This window comes from Anabaena sp. UHCC 0187 (genome assembly GCF_009712035.1).
GTDB lineage: Bacteria > Cyanobacteriota > Cyanobacteriia > Cyanobacteriales > Nostocaceae > Dolichospermum.
The window spans coordinates 345485-367000 of sequence record NZ_VILB01000014.1; the positions used below are offsets into that span (position 1 = coordinate 345485).

Genomic DNA, 21516 nt, shown 5'->3' on the forward strand with positions numbered 1-21516 from the left:
CACAGAATTTTTAACTTAGTGAATTATCCTCTTCTAAAAGCTCCTCATCGTCATCTTCATATGGGTTATATTGTTCTGAAATTTGTTCAACAAAATTATCTGATGACAATTCTATATTTCGGACAGTATTATCAGGATCTAATATAACTTCTACGATAGAATCAAAACATAAATTGTAGACTGAGTCTCTTGCTAATTGTAGTGTTACTTCAACAGATAATGTATTACTTTGCCTTACTTTTCCTTTAATCCGCATAATAGGAGAATAATATCTCTCCTCTTCTTGACTCCAAAAAGCGTATTCAGTCTTATCATAACTAATATAGGCAGTATATATAATTGCTGCTTCTAATTCAAATGTCACTACTGGATTTTCAGGATCTTTATCATTAATGTCTACAATATTTGTTTCAATAATTTTTATAGCATGAACTTTTATAAACTCTATATCTTCACTATTTGGATCAAAATAACCATCATCAAAGTAATAACTAAATGAAAACTCTTTTGAAGTGAAAGAATTTGAGATTTCGTGCTTAATTTCTTTGATGTTATTCTCAAGTATTTTATAACAAAAGTTAACATCCTCAGATTCCTTATCTATTTGTAGTCTTTCCTCTATTATAATTTCTTTTAATAATTGATCAATACTTTCTTTGTAAATCAAATTGTTAGCGTTACCAACTGTATTTTTCCAATCATTATCTCCGCTAATGACATATATGTCCTGATTTTCATTTTTAGCCAGATTCTCTATTGCTGCTATAGCAAAAGCATCTGGAAATTCGTGCTTCTTTGCACCATCCTTGAAAGGAGGAATAAGTTGAAAATATTTACTAAACACATCTTCTGGGGAAACGCTATCTACTCGTAATAATGTAATTTGTGCTTCTTGTATAAAACCGTTGAATTGTTTTATCAACTCATTGTAAAGCTTCTTTTCGTCCAATTCTAAATTTAATAAATATTTATACTCTGTAGAGTTATATAATATGGATGATTTTTTACGAAAATCCGAATGACATTTTTTCCAAGCACCTACAGATTCTTTCGATAACTTTTCTAGATGAGATAATATTTCTTGTTGATTGATAGTTGTTAAATAAATAGCAACTTTTTTTTCTTTGGCTAACTTAACTAACCTTATAAAACTATTTGAATTATAGTTAAATTTAACTTTATCAAAAACCTCTGTATCTAAAGCAACTAACCGTAACTGGTGAGGCCGTTTTATTCTTAGTGTTTCCATAAGCTTTTACACCCAATTTGACTATTATAAACTCATAATCTAAAATTTTTGCTTATGAGACTATACCATAATTTACCCACATTTAGGAGATAATCGCTGTTTGGGGTGTGGGAGTGCGATCGCTTTTGGGGATGTTGGGAGTGCGATCGCTTTTGGGTTTGGGAGTGCGATCGCTTTTGGGGATGTGGGGGTGCGATCGCTGTTTGGGGATGTGTGGAGTGCGATCGCTTTTAGGATGTGGGGATGCGATCGCTGTTTGAGGATGTTGGGAGTGCGATCGCTGTTTTGGGAATGTGGGAGTGCGATCGCTGTTTTGGGGATGTTGGGAGTGCGATCGCTTTTTTGGGGATGTGGAGATGCGATCGCTTTTGGGATGTTGGGAGTGCGATCGCTTTTGGGGATGTGGGGATGCGATCGCTTTTGGGATGTGTGGGAGAGCGATCACTTTTGGGGTGTGGGAGTGCGATCGCTGTTGTGGAGATGTGAGGATGAGCGATAGCGAAGCGCTCCGTAGGAATCAAAAAATTAAACTTCCTCATCTAAGAATGGCAAGAGATCCTCTAAATCTCTCGCTCCATGCAAAACCCGTAGAACCTCCACTTGTTCCTTTTTAACTTTATAAAAAATCAAATAGTCCTTAAAATTCTTAATCCGCCACTGACGAATTGTTCCCATATCAGACAAAGACGACACAACCTTACCCATATTGGGAGTTATTGCCAATTGAGTAAAAGCATACTCAACAAACTCCAAAAACTTCTCCCCTGATTCCCGATTACCATTCACCAAAATATAATTTGCTTGTTGTCTGATATCTTGAGTAGCACGATTGCGAACAATTACTTGAAAAGCCATACTCACTACTGCGCCGCACCAAAGATTGATCCGCGCAAATCCCGCCAATATTCAGGAGTTACAGGTTCAGCTTCTGAGTCCAAACCTTCTTGCAACAAACTAGCTAATTTTGCTTGAGCATCCTTACGCCGTTGATCTTGCTGCAACAACATCAAAAAATAGTCCGCTACAGTATCATAATTGCCAGATTGAAGCTGAACCTCAAGATAAGACTCAAGTTCTTTTGGTATCGGAAAACTCACATTCATAAGTTTCTAATATGAATAAAATCTTATTAGTATCTTATCATTTTTTATTCTAGTGATGAATTTAGGCGATAGCGAAGCTGACCGAAGGTATCACTTTTTAACCAGTAACTGTAGATTATCTATGAACCTACACAGCGTTTAAAAAATGAAGGACAAAGTAAAAAACTTCATCCTTCACCTTTTTAATTACGCTTCATCCAAAGCTGCAATACCAGGTAAAACCTTACCTTCTAGCAACTCCAAACTCGCACCACCACCAGTAGAAATGTGGCTCATTTGATCAGCCAAACCAACCTTTTCTACAGCCGCTACAGAGTCACCACCACCGATAATGGTAGTTGCGCCGGTTTTGCCAATTTCTGCTAGAGTATGAGCGATCGCTTCCGTACCCGCAGCAAATTTATCAAACTCAAACACACCCATTGGCCCATTCCAAATCACAGTCTTACAATCAGCCAAAGCCGCTTGGAAAACCTTGATAGAATCAGGGCCAATATCTAAACCCATACCATCGGCAGGGATATTTTCAATGCTGACAGTAGTAGCATTAGCATCAGGAGCAAACTTATCAGCGGAAACAATATCTGTAGGTAGCAACAAAGCCACACCACGTTCTTTGGCTTTAGCTTCCAACTCTCTAGCCAATTCTAGCTTGTCTTCTTCAACCAAAGACTTACCAACACTCAAACCACGGGCTTTGTAGAAAGTGAAAATCATCCCACCGCCAATGATCAACTTATCGCACTTTTCTAACAGGGTTTCAATCACGCCGATTTTGCTAGAAACCTTAGAACCGCCGATAATAGCCGCCAAAGGACGCTTAGGTTCTTCAATTGCACTTTGTAAGTATTGCAATTCCTTCTCCACCAAATAACCAGCCACAGAAGGACTCAGAAACTTAGTTACACCCTCAGTAGAAGCGTGGGCGCGGTGTGCAGTACCGAACGCATCATTTACATAAAAATCAGCATTTGCAGCCAATTTCTTCGCAAATTCAGGATCGTTCTTTTCTTCTTCTGGGTAAAACCGAACATTTTCCAACAACAGCACTTGGCCATTTTCCAAAGCACTTACAGCAGCAGCCACATCATCACCAATACAGTCATCAGTTTTCACAACTGCTTGTCCCAACAACTCAGAAAGACGTTTAGCCACAGGAGTTAAACGTAACTTTTCAGTTACACCCTTGGGACGACCGAAATGACTTGTTAGAATGACCTTAGCACCCTTTTGGGTCAAATCTTGGATTGTTGGCAGCGCTGCTCGAATCCGGGTATCATCAGTAATGTTGCCTTGATCATCCACAGGCACGTTAAAATCAACCCGCACCAAAGCGCGTTTTCCCGATATATCAGCCGCAGATAAACTTGCTAAACTTTTTTTAGACACAGCCAAACTCTCCTGATTACTTTTTTGTTATTGTCTTCAAAATATGACCATCAAGATTTTACCGGAGTGAGGGGTGCAGAGGTGATATATGTTTAAAACAGTTCTATTTCCCATTGATCAAAGTCGAGAAGCCAGAGAGGCCGCTGATATAGTTGCCAATATTGTGCAAACCTATGGCAGCCGCTTAATTCTGCTTTCAGTCGTTGAAGAGGCAGACTCAGAAGCACCTGCTACCAGTCCTATGGTATCTCCAGAAGCAGTTGCCAAACTCCTAGAAAATGCCCAAACCCTATTTTCTCAACAAGGAATCATAGCGGAATTACTAGAAAGACAAGGTAAACCAGCCTTTACTATCTGTGATGTTGCTGATGAAGTTGAGGCTAGTTTAATTATTATGGGCTGTCGAGGACTAGGTTTAACGGAAGAAGGTTCAACTGATAGCGTTACCACGCGGGTAATTAACCTTTCTCCCTGTCCGGTTTTGATTGTTCCTTGATTAACTATCGGGTGCGTTAATCTGGATTAACACAGTGTAGCGCACCACCTAAAATTCTGGATTATGAAGGATTATGAAAATCATTCAGCACTAACACACGCAATTCTGTAATTCGCTTGAAGGTGAGATCATTAGTCAAAAAAGCTTCACATTCTGCGTTTAAAGCCACAGCAATTTGCAAAGCATCAGGTAATTGTATATTATATCTAGCGCGTATTTGAGCAGCTTCTATTGCTATAGTTTCATTAATCAATCCCACAAATTCAATCTTGTCATTTTCAGTCATTAACTCTATAAACTCTTGCTGTAATTCCGTTTGTTTTAACCGATAGGGTTGAACTAAACATTCAGCTAAAGTAATAGGTGAAACAACACCAATTAAAGGTGTGTTTTGAAGCTGTTCAAATACTTCTAGGGACAGATGAAAGTATTCTGGATGTTGTTCTACGAAGTAAATAACTGGAGCAGTATCCAAAAATAAGCGTCTCACACCCTGTAAATTATTGGTAATACTCACTTCTGTTTTTCCAATTGCTGGTTCGCAAGTTCTAAATCTGGAAATTCACCACGTCTCATGCGTGTAACATATTCTTGAGCATCCATACCACCTAATAAATTGGGGGCTATTCCGGCAAATTCCATCAAATTGCGGCTGGGTTTGCGTTTGATTTCGCAATGTTGCAATCTTTGGGTGAGATGTGAGATTAAACTTAATTGTTCATCAGGTGTAAGTGCGTTCGCTAGTGTCATCAACTCAATCAATTGTTTAGACATTTGGCTTAATGGTTATTTATTTAATTTTATCTTATTCAAACCCGCCGATTTACCAAAGTCGCACTGGCTTGGTCAACTGGCATAAGTACGACTTCATTAATATTAACGTGACTGGCTCTAGTAGCACAGAAAAAGATCACATCAGCCACATCATCAGGAGTCAAGGGTTTAACACCTTCGTAAACCTTTTTAGCCCGTTCTGTATCACCATGAAAACGCACTTCACTAAATTCTGTTTCTACCATACCAGGATCTACAGAAGTCACCCGCACAGGAGTTCCTAAAAGGTCTTGTTTTAAGCCTTCAGAAATGGCTTTAACGGCGGCTTTAGTACCGCAATAGACATTACCACCGGGATAGGTTTGATGTCCCGCAATAGAGCCGATATTGATGACATGACCAAAATTCCGTGCAACCATTCCCGGTACAATATAGCGAGTCAGGTAAAGCAAACCTTTGATGTTAGTATCAATCATTTCTTCCCAGTCTTGAAAGTCGCCTTCATGCAATTTACTTAAACCGCGACTTAAACCAGCATTATTAATCAGAATATCAATATTTGCCCAAGATGAGGGTAAGTTAGCAATAGCTGATTCTACCGCCAAGCGATCGCACACATCAAGTTGCAATAAATGGATTTTATCAGGTGGAATATCTAAAGAATCAGCTAGTTGTTGCAAACGTTCCCAACGCCGTGCAACTAAAATCAGTTTTGCACCAGCATCAGCAAAAATTTTGGCACAAGCAGCACCAATACCGCTACTTGCACCGGTAATAAAAACAATTTGATTTTGCATGGATTGGTAATTGGTAATTGGTGATTGGTAATTGGTAATTGAGTATTTTTTTATTCCCAGTCCCCAGTCCCCAGTCCCCTACTTTTTAACTACTTGTAACCGCTGAGTAATAATAGTCATATTTTCACCTCTGCGAATCACTGCGGAAACCCATTGAGTACCAGGAGTAGAGGGTGCGCGTCCTATTTTGAAGAGTCCCCCAGAATTGAGAAATTCTAAATTTGCAATTGTGGGGTTGAGAAATTTATTGCCTTGAATGGGTTCTTCCATAGCCGTTCCCAACAGAACATCCTCACCTAATGGTTCTTGGACAATGGCATCAAAACTATATTTTTCACCAACTTTTACCTGTTGTGGTAATTTAATTTCTACTTGGGGTGGTTTATTCCCAGCAGTTAGTTGAGTCCGTTCTGACAAAATATCTTGGTGAACGATTTTTGAACCTGTGACTTTTTGACGCGATTTAATGGTAGATTGCAGAGTTAAATTATTGTTAGCAGATGTAGGTAAACCGCTGATGCTGGTGACAGTGTCCGCAATAATTGTATTACCTTCAGATTTCCAGGATTCTAGCTTTGTCGTGTAACGTAATTTAGGATATCGTTTCCAGAGTCCTGTTAAAGCTTGTTCCATAGCTTTGCGGTTTAAGCCGTCGCCATGAGTGAATGTGGGGCTGTAAAATTCCATGACACCGTTAACATTACCTTGATTAGCTGCGGTATTAATTTGTGTTAACAGGTTAGTGAGGGTAGCGGGGGCATTTCCTGGTTGACCGGCTTGAGCTAATTGCCAATTGCTGGATAAACCAATTGTCAGTAAACTGGAAATCAGAGAAATACTAACAGTTAGTGTTTTGTTACGTTTCATTAATAAGGGGATAATTTTAGTCATAAGTAAGATTTTACTGATTTGATGATAGAAGATAAGGAATTTGTTTTATCTTAATGAAGCTGGGAGATAAATGGTATAGCCGGGAATGGTAAATCCACCAATTAGATTACTTATAGCAGCTAGTGGGACAGGTGGACACTTGTTTCCTGCGATCGCTTTGGCTGAAAAATTGCCAGAATATAATATTGAATGGCTGGGTGTGCCGAATCGGCTAGAAACTCAGTTAGTTCCAGGGACATATCCTTTAAATACGGTCGCTGTCGAGGGTTTTCAGCAAGGTTTGAGTCTTGGTTCTGTTCGCATCTTGTGGAAACTGATGGCCGCGATTCTAGAAGTAAGACGTATTCTCAAACAAGGAAAGTTCCAAGGAGTTTTCACCACAGGGGGTTATATTGCCGGACCTGCGGTGATTGCAGCGCGTTCCTTGGGTTTACCTGTGGTTTTTCATGAATCTAATGCCTTACCAGGAAAAGTTACCCGCTTTTTTGGCCCTTGGTGTAATGCCGTAGCCATAGGATTTGATGTGACTGCTAAATATTTACTTCGGACTAAAACTGTTTGTGTCGGTACTCCTGTCCGTTCTCAATTTTTAGATCAGGAAAGCGATAACACCTTAGATTTACCTGTTCCTGATGGTGTTCCCCTAATTGTGGTGTTTGGTGGCAGTCAGGGGGCTGTGGCTGTAAATAAGTTAGTGCGACAGTCGGCAGACGCTTTATTTCAAACTGGTGCTTATATAGTGCATTTAACGGGTGATAATGATCCCGATATCAACAGTCTTCAACATCCTCAATATATCGCCTTGCCTTTTTATCACAATATGGCAGCTTTGTTGCGAAGGGCTAATTTAGCTATTAGTCGTTCTGGTGCGGGTAGCTTGACAGAATTGGCAGTTTGTGGTACACCAGCAATTTTGATTCCCTATCCTTTTGCAGCGGAAGATCATCAATCTTATAATGCAGAGGTATTTACCAAAGCTGGGGCGGCATTGTCCTTTAAACAGTCGGATTTAACGCCAGAAATATTTACAACTCAGGTTTTGAATTTGTTGCAGTCTCCAGCAGAATTGGCGAAAATGGCAGAGCAGTCCAAAGCGATCGCTGTTCCTGATAGTGCGGATAAATTAGCAGCTTTGGTCAAAGAAGTCATGGGAAATCAGTAAAAATCGCCATTGCTAAATTATCAGCATTTGGTGATATGGCGCGGTAGGATAGATAATAGCTCTCAGACTTGCAACAATCATTTACAAGTATTACAAAGATAAGTAACACTCTAAAAGATTTACCAGCCGCCATCAAGGTGGACTGATGCCTATATTTACGTTGAACTAGGAAAATTGCCGACTTTTGTAGCGATAATTTGACTTTTTACCATGAGAGAGGAATACAAAAGGCGTTTTCTAGCGATGAAAAGAGCCGTCAGCGTTCAGCCGTCAGTCGTCAGTGGTTTGTTAACAAGGGGATTTAAGCCCCACCTCAACAAAATTCCGCCAAAGGTGGGGGAATTAAACCCAGAATTAGCTTACTAGCTGATAGCTGAATACTGAATGCTGATAGCTTGTAAAAAATAACCTGTTGCAAGATACTGACACCTGCTGTCATCAGTTTCTGATCTTCCCAATGTGACTAATTTGCTGAAATGGAAAATAATCACAACAGTTTGACGAAGCTAAATAAGGAGAATCGGGGTTTGGTAATGGAACGGTTGAAACAAGACTTAAAAAATGACCTGATTGCGGGTTTGCTGGTGGTAATTCCCCTGGCAACCACCATTTGGTTAACAATTACCATAGCCACCTGGGTAATTAACTTTCTCACCCAAGTTCCTAAACAACTCAATCCTTTTGATGGCTTAAATCCGATTTTAGTGAATGTACTTAATTTATTAGTAGGATTAGCCGTACCATTATTAAGTATTCTCGTCATCGGCTTAATGGCTAGAAACATTGCTGGGCGTTGGTTATTGGATTTTGGCGAACGGCTATTGCAAGCCATTCCTTTAGCTGGACAGGTATATAAAACCCTCAAACAACTATTAGAAACTCTCCTGAAAGATTCTAATGGTAAATTTCGCCGGGTAGTCTTAGTAGAATATCCTCGTGCGGGTATTTGGGCGATCGCATTTGTCACAGGAGCAATTAGCAATGAAATCCAAAGCCAAATGTCTCGTCCCGTAATTAGCCTCTTTATCCCCACAACCCCCAATCCGACGACAGGATGGTATGCAATAGTACCAGAATCGGATGTAGTTAATCTCTCTATATCCGTTGAAGATGCTTTTAAAATTGTTGTCTCCGGTGGTATAGTTGCCCCTAATATCCAGTCATCTCATCTCCCTGCACTGTCAGCAGGATCACATTTAGAAATCAAACAGCAGGAAATTCCAGCCGCAGAATAAATTTGACACTAAACTAACCTAGCAAAGTGAGCAAAAAATAGATAAGCTAATTGTTCATCTGTGCCAGAACTCACATATTTTTCATCATCCCAACTGTATGCAACGTCGTAAACCCCAACAAATAGCCCGTGAATTGGCACTACTAGCCTTGAGCCAGTTACCAATTAACCCCAAAAAACTAGAAACCCTATCAGACGAGCAATTAGTCTCTAAGCTAGTTTTAGGGGCAGTCCGTACCCTCACACTAGAAGTACAGGACACATTGAATAATGCCGCAGGAGAACTGCAACGCAGTAATGATCGCCTATTGACTAGCGAAACTAGAGCCGCCGACTTGAATACAGCTAGAACCATGCTGAAAGAGGCAATTTCCTACACCCAAACAGCTATCAATCAATTAGGTACATCCGTTGATTTTCCGGAATTAATTCAGTTAGCTAATCAAGATAAAGAAGTTCGTAATTACGCCAAAGCAATTATTATTACCGTTAGCGAAAACCATCAAGAGATCGAAGAAGTTATTTCTAATGCCTTAATAGATTGGCAAGTTACCCGTTTAGCCCAAATAGATAGAGATATCTTGCAAATAGCCACCGCAGAAATAAAATTTATGAAAGTTCCCGACAGCATCGCCATTAACGAAGCTGTAGAATTAGCTAAACGCTACAGTGGAGAAGATGGCCACCGTTTTATTAATGGTGTTCTCCGTCGAGTTAGCGAACAAAAACAACCTGTTTAAATTTGTCAATTGTCAATTGTCAATTGTCAGTTGTCAGTTGTCAGTTGTCAATTGTCAGTTGTCAATTGTCAATTGTTTTCTGACTCCTAATTAAATTTTTATCTAATAAACTACAAACAATGGCTTTTAATTGGTTTCGTCGTCCAAATAATGAACCTGCTGATACTCCTCAAACTCAGGAAGAAACACCAGCAGTAGAAGCAACTTCACCAGAAACAACAGCACCAGACACGGGGGACTTGTTGGCTTTTGCTAAAGCTGCTTATAAGAATATTCAGGAAAAACAACAACTAGAAACAGAATTATCTGTAGCAGTTGAAGAAGAAGAGACTATTACTGAAGAAATAGTAGAAGCTGAACAAGAGGAAATAACTGCACCGATAGAAACAGATGCGACTGTAGCAGAAATTACTGAAGATATTGTTAGTGAAGTACAACCAGAAATAGCGCCAGAACCAGAACCAGCTAATTTATCCTTTTTAGAAAGGGCGGCGGCTCAAAGAGAAGCTAAACAAGAAAAATTAATCGCTAGTGCGATAGAAACCCCAGAACCAGAAGCACCGATAACCCCAACAGCACCAGAAATAGAGATTCCAGAACTGGTATTTGATGATGGGTTTAAGTGGTCAGCAAAGGTTTTAGCCGCCCAAGGGAGAAAAGCTGAAGATATTTCCATCGAAGAAATTACTTGGTTGAAAAAACTCCGTCAAGGTTTAGATAAAACTCGGCGAAATCTTCTCAACCAACTGAAATCAATTGTTGGTCAAGGACCTCTTAATCAAGCTGCTGTCAATGAAATTGAATCCTTACTTCTACAGGCAGATGTGGGTGTAGAGGCAACAGACCATATTATTAGTGCGTTACAAAAAAAATTGCTGGCAGAGGTTACTCCCCCAGAACAAGCAATTGCCTATCTCAAAGAAATTCTCCGGGAGATGCTAGATGCTCCCTTGCAAAACAAAGAAAAACCTAGTTTTGCACCGGAAAAAGACACTCTCACCATTTGGTTAATTACTGGAGTTAACGGGGCGGGGAAAACTACCACCATTGGTAAAATTTCTCACCTAGCTCAAAATTCCGGTTATAAATGCTTAATTGGGGCAGCGGATACCTTCCGGGCTGCGGCTGTGGAACAAGTCAAAGTTTGGGGGAATCGCAGCGGTGTCGAAGTGATCGCTAATCCGGGCAAAAATACAGATCCCGCCGCCGTGGTATTTGATGCGATCGCTGCTGCTCAATCTAGAGAAACCGAACTACTATTAATAGATACCGCTGGGAGACTGCAAAATAAGAAAAACTTAATGGACGAACTCAGCAAAATTCGCAAAATCATAGACAAGAAAGCCCCCAACGCCCGCGTAGAATCGCTGTTAGTTCTAGATTCTACCTTAGGACAAAATGGACTGCGACAAGCTGAAGTATTTTCCCAAGCAGCCCAACTTAGCGGCGTTGTTTTAACCAAATTAGACGGAACAGCTAAAGGAGGTGTCGCCCTCGCCGTTGTCCAGCAATTAGGCTTACCCATTCGTTTTATTGGTGCTGGTGAAGGAATTGAAGATTTACGTCCATTCTCTAGCTATGAATTTGTAGAAGCATTATTAAGCGGTTGATCCCGTTTTCCTGAGTTGACAATTCCCAAAATTTCATCATCAATTTAAGTAGGGTTTGCTGATAGCGAAGCGTGGCGTAAGCCATAAAAGTTATCTGTGATAGCGTAGCGTGACGTAAGTCATGGGCTAGGAGTCAGGAGTCAGGAGTCAGGAGTCAGGATGAAGAATTAGAAGAAGAGAAGAATAGTCTTGAATCTGTTCAAGTGATAGGTTTTTGCTAATTTCCACCCTTATTCATTGCACCTGATTCACCTTTTTCACCTTCACACTCTTGATATATCTAAGTTTTAGCTTTATTAAGCAAGCCTTAAGTAGGGTGCATTATCTGTCTTGACAGCAAGGTAACTTGTTGTAATTCTGGTAACGCACCCTAGATTTTACTGTGATCTAGCAAAACCCAAGATTTCCCCGAATTTGTTGAGTTCATCGCCCCTACTTGGGGAAATTTTCCAGAAAAATGGATAATTTTTTCATAAAAGAAATCTATCTAAGGAAACATTTCGATAATTTATGGTATATAGGTTAAATGTTTGTAGTCCAGAATAAAACAAGTTTTGATTAGAACCATGATTAAATCTATGTTTTGACCAAAACCCCAGGAACGCAAAAACCATGAATTAACTCACTGAAAATCTATCTGGTTTTTAGTTTGATGATTCTTAATATCTACGCTTTTAGGAATAGAGGTAATTTTGCTAATGACAAACTTTTATTTCTCACGATATATGAAGGGCTGATTCAGGTGTGAAAAAATTAGAGGCTGCTAATTAATCATAAAAATCACTGATTGCCAAAGACTTATTTTTGACAAATTAGAAAATTTATCATCATGGAAAATTAACTATCAAAAATGTCCTCAGCATTAACCAAGATTTAAAAAATTACGTTTAACAGTTTTTCTACTCTTGCTAAAATCACAAATCTCGTTGAATATAATTTCACAATTTATCAAGAAAGAGTATTTATAAAGAATCACACATTTGCTATTCTCAACTGCAATATTAACCTGTGTCACAATTTCCCCCCCATCCTACTGATAGTAATAGCAGCGCCACCACAGATGTCACTCCTGTGGTGGCACTTAAAGAACTTGTGTCCAGGCTGCACCGAGAACAAAATAAAATTCAAGACTTGCTGAGTTCTTTAGGATTTGCCCTCAGAAGCTTTAATAATTTAAATCAGTTTTTGGAACTGATTCCGCTTATGGCTACCAGAGTGACAGATGCGGAAGGTAGCGCACTTTTTCTTTATAAACCCAACGGACAAATTAGATTAGAACAACTACATTGGCAAGATAGTCAGCAAAGAAAAAATATTAGAAAAGCCCTAGAAACTGCTAGTAGTCAAATTACTCTTTTAGCTAACTCTGGTCCTGCGGCTATTTCTACAGGCATTCTAGATGACCAAATGCACGCCGTTTTAGGCCCAGATGTGCAAATCTTTGGCACAGCTATTTTAGTTAAGCATACAGAACGGGGATGGCTGTACGTTTTAAGTCGTGATCCTGAATATAGTTGGACAGAAACTAGACAAAAATTAGTGCGGTTAGTGGCAGACCAAACAGCAGTTGCTATTGACAATGATGAATTATCTGTAGAATTAAGAAAAAAAGAACGTTTAGATCAAGAATTAGAAATTGGTGCAGAAATTCAACGCCGACTTTTACCGCGTCAATGTCCAAATATTCCCGGTTTGTCTCTAGCAGCCCGTTGTAAACCAGCTAATCAAGTTGGTGGTGACTATTATGATTTTATTCCCACTAATCAAAACCAGTTAAAACCCAAACCACAAGCATCTCCAGAAAATGCTAGTTGGGGTTTGGTAATAGGGGATGTGATGGGTAAAGGTGTTCCCGCAGGTTTGATTATGACCATGCTGCGGGGAATGTTGCGCGGTGAAGTATTGCATGGCAACTCTCCAGCGGGAATTTTGCAAAATTTGAATCGGGTTATGTACGCGGATTTGGAAAATTCCCACCGCTTCGTGACGATGTTTTATTCAGAATATGACCCGCAAACGCGGATTTTATCTTATAGTAATGCTGCCCATAATCCGCCTTTGTGGTGGCACGCAGCGACAAAAACTGTGAGTCAGTTGGATACATTGGGAATGTTAATTGGTTTAGATGCCAATAGTGAATATGAAAATGCACAGGCACAGTTAGAAGTTGGGGATACAGTTATTTATTATACTGATGGTTTGACTGATGCGGCGGCGGCGGGAGGCGATCGCTTTGATGAGGATAATTTTGTTACATCTTTCAGAACAGCTTGTAAGTATTGCAATAGTCCCCAGGAAATTGTTGAATATCTATTTGATCAAGTTGAGCAATTTATCGGTTCTGATAGGCAAAATACTGATGATATGACGTTGGTGGTTTTGCAAATTGTGTGATTTTATCACCACCCAGGCTTTAGCAGCACAAAAAACATTTGTGCCAATTTAATCAAAAAGTGAGATACTGCAAAAAAATTATTTCACATATTTAGATAACAACAAATGGAAAAAGTACAATTGTTTGGTATGCCTGCGGAGAAAGGACGATGGCTACTGATACCTCTAAGTATAACTATTCTGCTGTGCTTGGGTACAGTTTATTCTTGGAGTATTTTTAGAAAACCCTTGGAAAAACTTCTCAATGTGGGTGCAACTGATAGCCTATTGCCATTTACAGTGCTGTTGGTTGTCTTCGCAATTTTAATGCCAATTACTGGTTTTTATATCAATCGTTTTGATACTCGTCTGATTACAGGTGTTGGTGGATTAATTACGGCAGTAGGTTATATTCTCTCTAGTTTAGGTGGCAATATTCCCACATTAACTATTACCTATGGTTTGATTGCTGGTATGGGGGTGGGTATTGCTTACGGTGTCCCGTTGGCTGTGGTGGCTAAGTGGTTTCCCGATAAAAAAGGTTTGGCTGTTGGTGCTACTGTGATTGGATTTGGTTTGTCACCTTTAATTACTGCACCTTTGGCCAAGTTTCTGATAGATGCTCTTGGAGTCCAGAAAACTTTTGTATTTTTAGGTATTGCTTTTGCAGTTATTATTACAGCTATTTCTACTGTCCTCACAACTCCCCCTCCAGGTTGGCAACCAGATGGATGGACTCCACCTGTAGCTGTTCAAGCGAATTCTCACACGACAACTTCAGGATCAATTCTGCAAACTTCCAGTTTTTATGGCTTGTGGTTGTGCTATACCATTGGTTCTTTTGCGGGACTGGCAGCGATTGGTATTTCTAGTCCTCTAGCCCAGGAAATTATTAAATTAGATGCAGCTACAGCCGCAAATACAGTTTCTTTGTTTGCCGTCTTTAATGGTGCGGGACGGTTGTTTTTTGGGTGGTTTACAGACAAATTTACGCCAAAATTAGGGGCAATTGTTTCCTTTGTTTTAATTTTGATTGGTTCGATTATGATGCTGAGTGCGGGAGAGGGCAGTGTCCTCACTTATATAGTCGCTTTTTCGCTATTTTACTTGGCTTTGGGGGGTTGGTTAGCGATCGCTCCCACTTCCACTTTAATCATGTTTCAATCCCAAGACTATGCCAAAAATTACGGTATTGTCTTCACTGCTTACGGTATGGGGGCTTTGGGTGGAACTTTATTAGCTGGCAAAATTAGAGACATTTTCGGCAGTTACACTAATTTCTTTTATCCAACTGCGGGATTAGCAATTGTGGGAATTATCTTGGCTGTATTCATGCTGAAACGCACTTCTGCCAATGCCGATTTAGTAAGATAATTTGTTCGTTTTCGACATCCTCTCTTCCCTTGTGTTTCCCACATTAGTTAGAGGGTTGTCGGATTATTATGTACATTTTCTAATTATTTTTAATTTTATAATTTTAACTGAAAAAAATATAAGTATTGTAGGGTGGGCATTGCCCACAATATGCTCATTTTGGTGGGCAATGCCCACCCTACCTATATGTTCAAAAATAAAATAGTAACCCTATATATAAAGATAGTGTGTTCAGTTACAGTTATTATCCCGTTAATTAAGCAAGAATAGGGATTGTTGAATTCAATTCAAACTCCTGAATTCTTTTTTGATAACTGATATGTAGCCATTTATATAAATTTTATGTTGCTGTTTTATGAAACCTCGAATTATTGTTTGCGGCTTAGGGCGTACCGGATATAAAATCTTTCGCTTACTCAGACAACAGGGGGCTTTAGTCGTAGGTATTCATCGTAAACCTGTTTCTGGTGAAACTGCGGCTAATGTAATTGTTGGTGAGTTACACGCAGCTTCTACTTTGCAAGCAGCGGGAATTGCCGAAGCACATACTTTGGTAATTGCAACTTCTGATGATGCCTTGAATTTATCAATTATGATGCAAGCGCGGGTACTTAATCCCCAAATTCGGATTATTAACCGTTTTTATAATACAAATTTAGGTGAACGTCTTGATCAAACTTTGTCAAATCATTTAAGTTTGAGTGTTGTCGGTTTAGCCGCACCAGTATTTACCTTTGCCGCTTTAGGAAATAAAGCCATTGGCCAAATTAAATTACTTGAGCAAACTTGGCCAATTCAAGAAGAATATATTCATGAAAATCATCCTTGGAAGGGTAAAAAAATCAGCGATTTATGGGAAGATCCCACACGGATGCTCATTTATTATGTACCTGTACAAGGCAAAATGAATGTAGTTTCTGCGGTGCTATCAGAACAACAATTAAGAGTAGGTGATCGCTTAATTATTGGCACTCAACCCCGCATTCGTCCACAACGTAAATCATTAGTAAGAAAACTACTAAAAATCTTTGCTAATATTAGGGAGTTTCAGAAACACGCCCAATCAGTTGTTGGGATGGCAATTGTTTTATTCGTAATTATTTTATTATCCACCTTTACCTATGTTGCCAGTAAGCATAGCATCACTTTTATTGATGCTTTATATTTTGCTGTGGGCATGATTACCGGGGCTGGTGGTAATGATAAAGTCGTAGAAAATGCACCTGACAGCATTAAATTATTTACCGTTGTGATTATGCTAATTGGGGCTGCGGTAATTGGGATTTGGTATGCTATGCTGACGGATTTTATCCTGGGTAGTCGCTTAAAACAATTTTTGGATGCTGCGAGAATTCCCCAACATCATCATTATATTGTTTGTGGTTTAAGTGGTATCGGCATTAGAATTGTTCAACAACTGCATCTGAGTGGCCATGAAGTAGTAGTTATTGAAACAGATGCTAATAATAGATATGTGACTACTGCCAGAGGTATGAGTATTCCTGTAATCCTTGCTGATGCTAGTTTTCGGGCTACTCTACAAGCTAGTAATATCAATACTGCCACCGCAGTCTTAGCTGTCACCAGTAATGATGCGACTAATTTGGAAATTGCCCTCAAAGCTAAGGCTTTAGCACCGAAAATTCCTGTAATTGTTAACTATGCTGATCCCGATTTTGCTGGTATGGCACAACAGGTATTTGATTTTGAAGCTGTACTTAGTCCCGCTGAACTAGCTGCCCCTGCCTTCGCTGCTGCTGCTCTCGGTGGTAGGATTATTGGTAATGGGATTATTGCTGATAATCTATGGGTAGCTTTTGCAACTACAATTACACCGATACACCCTTTTTGTGATGAGTGGGTGAAAGACGTAGCTAAGTTTGCGGATTTCGTGCCTTTGTATGTGGAAATCAACCACGAAACTGTACAAGGCTGGGATTTGTTGGAAACAATTCTCGCCCCTGGAGATGTTTTGTATTTAACCATGCCCGCTAATAGGTTAAATCAGTTATGGCGAGAAGAAGGAAAAGGTATTGGAGTTTAATTGATTTTTTATGGGAAGATAGTTCTTACTTATCAAGATTGAGTTTAGCAGATTCCCAGGCACAAGTCAACTACCTTTATCCATAAAATGCGAAATTTTTTCTTTCTTTGGGAATTATCTTATGCCTACGGCACGCTGCGCGTTAACGAAGTTCCTCTGAAAGAGGCACGCGCAGAGGTGAAAAGGTTGAATTTGCTCTCTTGTTACCTATTTGTAGGATGATAATGTAACACCTGTACAGTGTTATTGCATTCCCAAATAGGAAAATAGCGTGTCAATTCAAGAACATAAAATTACAGTAGATTCTTTAGAATGGTTTTATCGGGAAGCTGAACCGATTGGGAGAACTGATTTAATTCCTGTGTTATGCTTACACGGGATAGTTTCTCAAAGTTATAGTTGGAGAAATGTTATTCCCAGTTTAGCAGCACAGGGAAATAGAGTTATTGCTCCTGACTGGATTGGTTACGGTTTTTCCAGTAACCCAGAAAAACAGGATTTTGCTTATACTCCTGACGCATTTATCACAGCCTTAGAAGGATTTGTGAAGGCTTTAGAATTAGAAAGATTTTCCTTGGTTGTCCAAGGATTTTTAGGTTCAGTTGGGTTACAATATGCCTTACGTCATCCGGAAAAGATTGCTAATATTGCTATTTTAAATACACCCATTACCACTTCTGCAAAAATTCCCTGGAAAATCAAACAAATGGGTTTACCTTTTGCGGGAGACATGATTACCCAAGATCCTTTATTAGTTGATAGAACCTTAGAGGGTGGTAGTCGTTACCGCATTGAAGATCAAGATTTAGATATTTATAGAAAACCATTTTTGAAAAGTTCTGCACCTGGGAGAAGTCTTTTAGCAACAGTTCGCAATTTCCAGCTAGAAAAAGCAATGATAGAAATAGAAAATGGGTTTAAAAAATGGCAACAACCTATTTTAGTCCAATGGGGGATGATTGATCCTTGGTTATCTGTAGATATGGCGGAAACTTTCGTTAAATCTGTACCAAATGGTGAAATAATCAAACTGAATAACGTGGGACATTATCCCCAAGAACATTATCATGAAGTAATTTTACAGGATTTATTACCATTTGTGCGGCGTTCCCAGTCGAATTAGTCATACACCTGTGTTTCCTGTTTCCAACTATCCCTCTTCTAATAAATAGGAATGTTTTTTAGAAGAAGGATAGTGAAGTGACACCCAATCTACGTAATATATTATGTATCATTTTGTCAATTTGTTTTATCTACTCATTTAAAATAATGATTGAACACTATCAAAATCAACAACATAACATCTTTTATGGTGATGCTATTAGCGTTTTATCAAATCATATTCCTTCAGAATCAGTAGATTTAATTTTTATCGATCCTCCCTATAATATAGGTAAGAAATTTGGTAATTTCCATGATAAATGGGAATCAGAAGCAGAATATATAAATTGGTCATATCAATGGCTTGATGAATGTATTCGCATTCTCAAACAAAGAACAAGCCAGGATAAGATATCAAATCAAAGCTATTATTAAGAAATATATGGAATGTATAGAAGAAGTGATAAATATTCCAGAACTAATACTTCGTTTTAATAAAGTTTTGGAATTTCAAAGGGGTATTCAGGTAATTGAAGAAATAGTTTTACAAAGTCGAGTTGAGTTCAATATGGAAGAAGAAGTAGTTGAGGATGAAATATGATGATGATAAATATAAGATTTACACTTCTTAACCCACCCACATCCTTGCTGTAAAATCACCGTAACCTGATAATGAGAGTAGATGCAATAATTTGTAAATTGATTAAGGTAGGTTAGAATTCATGGCGTATTCTTGGTTTAAAGCATTTCACATTATTGGCTTTGTGGTTTGGTTTGCGGGGTTATTTTACCTAGTGCGATTGTTTATCTATCATGTTGAAGCTAACCTTGAACCAGAACCAGCAAGAACGATACTGAAAAACCAGTATCAAATCATGGAAAAGCGTCTTTATGGTATTATCACGACCCCAGGTATGTGCGTAACAGTAGCAATGGCTATTGGAATCTTATCTACAAACATGGAACTGCTACAAGAACCCTGGTTACATTTCAAATTAGGGTTCGTAGGTATATTAATCGGCTATCATTACTACTGTGGAAGATTAATGAAGCAGTTAGCAGCGGATGAATGTAAGTGGACTGGTCAAAGTTTACGCGCATTAAATGAAGCACCAACACTTTTATTAGTTGTAATTGTGATGTTGGCGACATTTAAGAACAACTTACCAACAGATATTACAGCTTGGTTAATTTTTGGTTTAGTGATTTTCATGGCTGTGACTATTCAACTTTACGCCAAAATCCGCAGACGCAATAAAGAGAAGCTGACAGCAGAATTAAATCAAATTCCCCAAGCGTAATCATGTACTTTTTTCTTTGCGTCTTTGCTTCTCTGCGCCTCTGCGCGAAACAAAAACAATGATATGGTTATCGAACACTGCCAGCTTGACAATCCCGTAACCATAGTTTAACACCTTGAGCGATCGCCCCGTTACTACTATTTCTAGGTGGTGCGATAGGTGGTTTGACTGGATAACTACCGTCTTGGGTAAACATCATTACCACAGTCCAACCAATGTTCGTTTTTGTCAAAAATAGCCTGTGAAATTCTTGTAATTCCACAGGTTTTTTGTGGATATATGTCCGTTCTAAGGTAGTAAAAAAAACCTGTTTTACTCCTTCTGTTTCATAGTTATTCCCATTATTAATCCCAGGATTTAGTGGTAAAGATTCAAACTCTGGTTTACCAGCAGCTAAGATATAGGAAAAAGTATCAACACTCCGTTTCAGAATACGCGCACGTTGGATAGAACGGTTAGCATAGCTAGGTAAATCTAACATTAACTGCGTTGTTAAAGTTTCTAAACTTTGTTCAGAACAGGAATTACTAATTTCGGGGTTTACAGGTTTGGGAGAAATATTTTTAGCAATTACTGGGTATTGCAAATAACTACAATTTATCAACCACGAAAGCCATAAAGCTGTGGAGAAATATACCTTTTTTTTAATTCCTAAACTTTTGTAGGGGTTTAGCATTGCTCATTAGTGTCAACTTAAGGTAAAACCTCTATCCCGCAAGGAACTCAAGTTCCTTGCTAATAGCGAAAGTCATCTAAAGATGACTAAATACTGGGAAAATTTATTAGTCCGTTTTAACGGACTTGAGCTATGAGACAGGGAATAAATTCCCTGGCGTGTCTTCGTTCATGATACCGTCTGTAACTCCTCAACAATCTGATTCCAAGCTAACGTAGGTTCAGCAGCCGCAGTAATGGGACGACCGATAACTAGATAATCTGCCCCGGCTGTGATAGCCTGGGAGGGTGTAAGCGATCGCTTTTGATCTCCCTTCTCAGACCATGTTGGCCGCACCCCTGGACAAACCAGCAAAAAGTCTTTTTCACAACTTGCTCTTAATTGTTGCACCTCTTGGGGAGAACAAACCGCCCCGTTTAAACCGGAATTTTGCGCCAACAACGCCATTTCTAAGGCAAATTCTGGCAATTCTAAAGGTATTTTTAAATCAAACGCCAATTGTCGCGCCGAAATACTGGTTAACAAGGTAATAGCGATTAATTTCGGTGGTTTTGTCCCAGCTTTTTCCGCCCCAATTTGCACAGCTTCCGCCGCAGCTTTGAGAGCATCACTACCGCAAGTTGAATGAATTGTCAATAAATCCACCCCATAACCAGCCGCAGCGCGACAAGCACCGGCGACAGTGTTGGGGATATCGTGAAATTTCAAATCGAGAAAAATCCGTTTTTCTTGAGATTTAAGAATTTCCAGAATCTTGGGACCAGTGCTGGTAAACAACTCCAACCCAACTTTCCAGAAAGTAACTTGGGGAAGTTTATCCATCAGAGCGATCGCACTATCTAAATCTGGTACATCTAAAGGAACAATAATTTTGTCAGCATTCATAATTATTATTATTACTTATTACATATTATTCAATTTACTATACTCCAATATTGATGTTTATTATCGCTACTTTTCACTAGGGTAGAAAAATGGTTGTGTATTCATACAATTAAATTTACTCAATCAAATATTGAAGTTTTTAATAAAATATGAATGCTATATAATGCAATACAGTAGAAATTTAGCTTTTAACCTCGGTTTTTCCTAATTGATAAGTGGAAATTATTTATATTTCAAAAATAGTTTAAATATTAATATTGTCGAAAAATTAACAGAACTTAATGTTTATATTTTCTTAATATTTAATTGAGAATTAT

Annotated in this window: 23 protein-coding genes; 13 read left to right on the plus strand and 10 right to left on the minus strand. The window is 38.9% G+C overall.

Annotated elements, in window-relative coordinates; all coding sequences use genetic code 11:
- Window positions 1-10 precede the first annotated feature (10 nt).
- A complete protein-coding gene (locus tag FJR11_RS17995; RefSeq protein ID WP_168506124.1) occupies window positions 11-1249 on the minus strand; it encodes a PIN domain-containing protein in 1239 nt (412 codons plus the stop codon).
- 100 nt (window positions 1250-1349) lie between these two features.
- Here FJR11_RS17995 and FJR11_RS18000 point away from each other — a divergent pair, with 100 nt between their 5' ends.
- Window positions 1350-1748 (plus strand): hypothetical protein, encoded by a 399-nt coding sequence (locus tag FJR11_RS18000; protein WP_168506126.1) that lies wholly within the window; start codon window positions 1350-1352, stop codon window positions 1746-1748.
- Window positions 1749-1774: 26 nt separating this feature from the next.
- Here FJR11_RS18000 and FJR11_RS18005 read toward each other — a convergent pair whose 3' ends face one another.
- The 3 genes from FJR11_RS18005 to pgk all read right to left on the minus strand — a co-directional run bounded on the left by FJR11_RS18005 (window position 1775) and on the right by pgk (window position 3741).
- On the minus strand, window positions 1775-2104 hold the full coding sequence (locus FJR11_RS18005) for a type II toxin-antitoxin system RelE/ParE family toxin (RefSeq protein ID WP_168506128.1): 330 nt from the start codon (window positions 2102-2104) through the stop codon (window positions 1775-1777).
- 5 nt (window positions 2105-2109) lie between these two features.
- Entirely contained in the window at window positions 2110-2352 is a 243-nt protein-coding gene (locus tag FJR11_RS18010) for a type II toxin-antitoxin system ParD family antitoxin (protein ID WP_168506130.1), read from the minus strand.
- Between the two features lie 186 nt (window positions 2353-2538).
- Window positions 2539-3741, minus strand: coding sequence for a phosphoglycerate kinase (gene pgk / locus FJR11_RS18015; RefSeq protein WP_168506132.1), 1203 nt, complete (start codon window positions 3739-3741; stop codon window positions 2539-2541).
- A gap of 88 nt (window positions 3742-3829) precedes the next feature.
- On the opposite strand from pgk, the gene FJR11_RS18020 reads away from it, so the two are divergent.
- Entirely contained in the window at window positions 3830-4237 is a 408-nt protein-coding gene (locus FJR11_RS18020) for a universal stress protein (protein ID WP_168506134.1), read from the plus strand.
- Window positions 4238-4298: 61 nt separating this feature from the next.
- Here FJR11_RS18020 and FJR11_RS18025 read toward each other — a convergent pair whose 3' ends face one another.
- The 4 genes from FJR11_RS18025 to FJR11_RS18040 form a co-directional block, all read right to left on the minus strand.
- Window positions 4299-4754 (minus strand): PIN domain-containing protein, encoded by a 456-nt coding sequence (locus FJR11_RS18025; protein ID WP_168506137.1) that lies wholly within the window; start codon window positions 4752-4754, stop codon window positions 4299-4301.
- Window positions 4751-5011 carry a hypothetical protein gene (locus FJR11_RS18030; protein WP_168506139.1) on the minus strand — a complete coding sequence of 87 codons (261 nt, stop codon included), beginning with the start codon at window positions 5009-5011 and terminating at the stop codon, window positions 4751-4753. Before FJR11_RS18030 ends, FJR11_RS18025 begins: the two co-directional genes overlap by 4 nt.
- 35 nt (window positions 5012-5046) lie before the next feature.
- A complete protein-coding gene (locus FJR11_RS18035; RefSeq protein WP_168506141.1) occupies window positions 5047-5808 on the minus strand; it encodes an SDR family oxidoreductase in 762 nt (253 codons plus the stop codon).
- Between the two features lie 78 nt (window positions 5809-5886).
- Window positions 5887-6699: a nuclear transport factor 2 family protein gene (locus tag FJR11_RS18040; RefSeq protein ID WP_168506143.1), complete on the minus strand. Its 813-nt coding sequence runs from the start codon at window positions 6697-6699 to the stop codon at window positions 5887-5889.
- 85 nt (window positions 6700-6784) lie between these two features.
- Between FJR11_RS18040 and murG the strand changes: the two genes are divergently transcribed.
- The 11 genes from murG to hemJ all read left to right on the plus strand — a co-directional run bounded on the left by murG (window position 6785) and on the right by hemJ (window position 19638).
- Window positions 6785-7861 carry an undecaprenyldiphospho-muramoylpentapeptide beta-N-acetylglucosaminyltransferase gene (gene murG / locus FJR11_RS18045; RefSeq protein WP_168506144.1) on the plus strand — a complete coding sequence of 359 codons (1077 nt, stop codon included), beginning with the start codon at window positions 6785-6787 and terminating at the stop codon, window positions 7859-7861.
- Between the two features lie 476 nt (window positions 7862-8337).
- A complete protein-coding gene (locus tag FJR11_RS18050; protein ID WP_168506146.1) occupies window positions 8338-9096 on the plus strand; it encodes a DUF502 domain-containing protein in 759 nt (252 codons plus the stop codon).
- A 97-nt stretch (window positions 9097-9193) separates the two neighbouring features.
- Complete coding sequence (gene nusB / locus FJR11_RS18055; RefSeq protein WP_168506148.1) at window positions 9194-9835, plus strand: transcription antitermination factor NusB; 642 nt, start codon at window positions 9194-9196, stop codon at window positions 9833-9835.
- Window positions 9836-9954: 119 nt separating this feature from the next.
- Window positions 9955-11445, plus strand: a complete 1491-nt coding sequence (gene ftsY / locus FJR11_RS18060; RefSeq protein WP_168506150.1) for a signal recognition particle-docking protein FtsY — start codon at window positions 9955-9957, stop codon at window positions 11443-11445.
- A gap of 1008 nt (window positions 11446-12453) precedes the next feature.
- Window positions 12454-13839 (plus strand): PP2C family protein-serine/threonine phosphatase, encoded by a 1386-nt coding sequence (locus FJR11_RS18065; protein ID WP_168506152.1) that lies wholly within the window; start codon window positions 12454-12456, stop codon window positions 13837-13839.
- Window positions 13840-13944: 105 nt separating this feature from the next.
- Complete coding sequence (locus tag FJR11_RS18070; RefSeq protein WP_168506154.1) at window positions 13945-15192, plus strand: OFA family MFS transporter; 1248 nt, start codon at window positions 13945-13947, stop codon at window positions 15190-15192.
- A 355-nt stretch (window positions 15193-15547) separates the two neighbouring features.
- Window positions 15548-17236 carry a TrkA family potassium uptake protein gene (locus tag FJR11_RS18075; RefSeq protein WP_168506156.1) on the plus strand — a complete coding sequence of 563 codons (1689 nt, stop codon included), beginning with the start codon at window positions 15548-15550 and terminating at the stop codon, window positions 17234-17236.
- Between the two features lie 271 nt (window positions 17237-17507).
- Window positions 17508-18359 carry an alpha/beta fold hydrolase gene (locus FJR11_RS18080; protein ID WP_168506158.1) on the plus strand — a complete coding sequence of 284 codons (852 nt, stop codon included), beginning with the start codon at window positions 17508-17510 and terminating at the stop codon, window positions 18357-18359.
- Window positions 18360-18505: 146 nt separating this feature from the next.
- Window positions 18506-18772, plus strand: coding sequence for a DNA methyltransferase (locus FJR11_RS18085; protein WP_254444779.1), 267 nt, complete (start codon window positions 18506-18508; stop codon window positions 18770-18772).
- Between the two features lie 7 nt (window positions 18773-18779).
- Window positions 18780-18938 (plus strand): hypothetical protein, encoded by a 159-nt coding sequence (locus FJR11_RS18090; protein WP_174763106.1) that lies wholly within the window; start codon window positions 18780-18782, stop codon window positions 18936-18938.
- A 121-nt stretch (window positions 18939-19059) separates the two neighbouring features.
- Entirely contained in the window at window positions 19060-19638 is a 579-nt protein-coding gene (hemJ, locus tag FJR11_RS18095; protein WP_168506160.1) for a protoporphyrinogen oxidase HemJ, read from the plus strand.
- Between the two features lie 67 nt (window positions 19639-19705).
- Here hemJ and FJR11_RS18100 read toward each other — a convergent pair whose 3' ends face one another.
- Together FJR11_RS18100 and pyrF are read right to left on the minus strand one after the other, a co-directional pair.
- Window positions 19706-20314 carry a hypothetical protein gene (locus tag FJR11_RS18100; protein ID WP_168506162.1) on the minus strand — a complete coding sequence of 203 codons (609 nt, stop codon included), beginning with the start codon at window positions 20312-20314 and terminating at the stop codon, window positions 19706-19708.
- Between the two features lie 168 nt (window positions 20315-20482).
- Complete coding sequence (gene pyrF, locus FJR11_RS18105; RefSeq protein WP_168506164.1) at window positions 20483-21199, minus strand: orotidine-5'-phosphate decarboxylase; 717 nt, start codon at window positions 21197-21199, stop codon at window positions 20483-20485.
- Between the last annotated feature and the right edge of the window lie 317 nt (window positions 21200-21516).

Excerpts from the sequence above, each read along its gene's own strand:
- FJR11_RS17995 (WP_168506124.1), bottom strand. The coding sequence starts at position 1,249 with ATGGAAACACTAAGAATAAAACGGCCTCACCAGTTACGGTTAGTTGCT.
- FJR11_RS18005 (WP_168506128.1), bottom strand. The coding sequence starts at position 2,104 with ATGGCTTTTCAAGTAATTGTTCGCAATCGTGCTACTCAAGATATCAGA.
- FJR11_RS18010 (WP_168506130.1), bottom strand. The coding sequence starts at position 2,352 with ATGAATGTGAGTTTTCCGATACCAAAAGAACTTGAGTCTTATCTTGAG.
- FJR11_RS18020 (WP_168506134.1), top strand. The coding sequence starts at position 3,830 with ATGTTTAAAACAGTTCTATTTCCCATTGATCAAAGTCGAGAAGCCAGA.
- FJR11_RS18030 (WP_168506139.1), bottom strand. The coding sequence starts at position 5,011 with ATGTCTAAACAATTGATTGAGTTGATGACACTAGCGAACGCACTTACA.
- FJR11_RS18035 (WP_168506141.1), bottom strand. The coding sequence starts at position 5,808 with ATGCAAAATCAAATTGTTTTTATTACCGGTGCAAGTAGCGGTATTGGT.
- FJR11_RS18040 (WP_168506143.1), bottom strand. The coding sequence starts at position 6,699 with ATGACTAAAATTATCCCCTTATTAATGAAACGTAACAAAACACTAACT.
- murG (WP_168506144.1), top strand. The coding sequence starts at position 6,785 with ATGGTAAATCCACCAATTAGATTACTTATAGCAGCTAGTGGGACAGGT.
- FJR11_RS18050 (WP_168506146.1), top strand. The coding sequence starts at position 8,338 with ATGGAAAATAATCACAACAGTTTGACGAAGCTAAATAAGGAGAATCGG.
- nusB (WP_168506148.1), top strand. The coding sequence starts at position 9,194 with ATGCAACGTCGTAAACCCCAACAAATAGCCCGTGAATTGGCACTACTA.
- ftsY (WP_168506150.1), top strand. The coding sequence starts at position 9,955 with ATGGCTTTTAATTGGTTTCGTCGTCCAAATAATGAACCTGCTGATACT.
- FJR11_RS18070 (WP_168506154.1), top strand. The coding sequence starts at position 13,945 with ATGGAAAAAGTACAATTGTTTGGTATGCCTGCGGAGAAAGGACGATGG.
- FJR11_RS18075 (WP_168506156.1), top strand. The coding sequence starts at position 15,548 with ATGAAACCTCGAATTATTGTTTGCGGCTTAGGGCGTACCGGATATAAA.
- FJR11_RS18085 (WP_254444779.1), top strand. The coding sequence starts at position 18,506 with ATGATTGAACACTATCAAAATCAACAACATAACATCTTTTATGGTGAT.
- FJR11_RS18090 (WP_174763106.1), top strand. The coding sequence starts at position 18,780 with ATGGAATGTATAGAAGAAGTGATAAATATTCCAGAACTAATACTTCGT.
- hemJ (WP_168506160.1), top strand. The coding sequence starts at position 19,060 with ATGGCGTATTCTTGGTTTAAAGCATTTCACATTATTGGCTTTGTGGTT.
- FJR11_RS18100 (WP_168506162.1), bottom strand. The coding sequence starts at position 20,314 with ATGCTAAACCCCTACAAAAGTTTAGGAATTAAAAAAAAGGTATATTTC.
- pyrF (WP_168506164.1), bottom strand. The coding sequence starts at position 21,199 with ATGAATGCTGACAAAATTATTGTTCCTTTAGATGTACCAGATTTAGAT.